Here is a 1559-nt window from a genome sequence, read left to right on the forward strand (position 1 = left end):
CTCTCCGACCCGGCGCTGCGGCTCGCGCTCGGCCAGGCCGTCGACCGGCGGCGGATCGCCGACGCCGCTCTCAGCCCGCTCGGCCTCGCGCCCGCCCCGCTCGGCAGCCACCTGTTCGCCGGGGACCAGGAGGGGTACCGCGACAACAGTGCGGCCGTCGGCCCCGCCGATGCCGCCGGGCTGTTCGACGGCGCCGGCTGGAAGCGGCCGGCCGGCGGCGGCACCCGGGCGAAGGACGGGACGGAACTGGCGCTGAGGCTGCTGGTCCCGGCCGGCTCCGCGACCGCCAAGCGCACCGCCGACGCGCTCACCGAGAACCTCGCCGAGCAGGGCGTCGCGGTGCAGACGGTGACCGCGTCCACCGACACCTTCGTCAAGGAGCACCTCGCGGCCGGGGACTTCGACCTCGCGCTCTTCTCCTGGCCGGCCAGCCCCGGCTCGGCGTCCGAGCAGCGCCCCACGTACGCCAAGCCCCGGCCGAACGCCGACGGCACCGTCAACCCCGGCACCAACTACGGCCGCAGCGGCACCGAGGAGATCGACCGGCTGTTCGACCGGGCGTCCACCGAGCTCGACCCGGCGGCCCGGCTGGACATGCTGCAGGAGGCGGACGTACGGATCTGGCAGCTCGGGCACTCGGTGCCGCTCTACCAGAGGCCGGAGCTGGTCGGGGTCCGGACCGGGGTGGCCGGCGTGGGCGCGTACGGGTTCGGGTGGCCGCGCTTCCAGGACGTGGGCTGGAGCAGCTAGAGCTCCCGGGCGAAGCGGCGCACGGCGTCGGCGAAGGCCTCCGGGGCGTCGAAGTTGGCGAGGTGCCGGGCCCGGGGAACCAGCTCGATCCGGGCCCGCCCGTGCGGGTGGGCGGCGGCGAAGGCCCGCTCGCCGGAGCGGAAGGCGGTGTCCTTCTCCCCGTTCAGGATCAGCACCGGGGCCTCGACCCGGCGCAGGACGCCCGGTTCGAAGCGGCCGAGCACCGAGGCCCAGGCGGCGGGCAGGGCCTCGAAGCCGTACCCGGCGCGGATCGTCGCCGCGACCACCTCCGGCGGGTAGAGCCGGCGCAGCAGCCCGTCGTTCCACCGGGACAGCCGCTCGGCCGGGACGTGCGGCACCAGTGCGCCGACCGCCCGGTAGGGGACCGCCCAGCGCCCCCGGGTGTCGGCGCTCGCGCCCGCGAGGACCAGCCCGCGCAGCCGCTCCGGGCTGCGGAGGGCGAACTCCAGCGCGACGTACCCGCCCAGCGAGTGCCCGACCACCAGGGCGGGCCCGCCGTCCAGCTCCTCGACCCCCGCCGCGACGGCCGCGCAGGCGGCCGTCAGGCTCCACGGTTCTCCGCGCCTGGCGCCGTGCCCGGGCAGGTCGACGGCCACCACCGGGAACTCCTCCCGCAGCGCCGCCAGCTGCGGGCTCCACTGCCCCGCACTGAACCGGGTGCCGTGCACCAGGACGATCGGCACGCTCACCGGGCCACCGCCGCGGGCACCGGCGCCGGCAGGCGTTCGACGCCGGCGATCCCGGCCGGCTCGGGGCACTGCGTGCGGGCCCGGGCGAGGGCCTTCCCG

2 protein-coding genes are annotated in these 1559 nt (G+C 77.4%); one reads left to right on the forward strand and one right to left on the reverse strand.

All coding sequences use genetic code 11. The features are described from left to right. Window positions 1-750 (forward strand): ABC transporter substrate-binding protein (locus KS423_RS45265; RefSeq protein WP_224285483.1); only part of this gene is annotated, 750 nt, incomplete at its 5' end. On the opposite strand, the gene KS423_RS45270 is transcribed toward KS423_RS45265, so the two are convergent. Next, the gene (locus KS423_RS45270; RefSeq protein WP_308020330.1) at window positions 747-1460 is read right to left on the reverse strand and encodes an alpha/beta hydrolase; all 714 of its coding nucleotides are present in this window, start codon (window positions 1458-1460) and stop codon (window positions 747-749) included. The two genes, KS423_RS45265 and KS423_RS45270, sit on opposite strands and share 4 nt — an antisense overlap. Window positions 1461-1559: the final 99 nt, after the last annotated feature.

It is taken from the genome of Streptomyces sp. LS1784, from assembly GCF_020103755.1.
Classification (GTDB): domain Bacteria; phylum Actinomycetota; class Actinomycetes; order Streptomycetales; family Streptomycetaceae; genus Kitasatospora.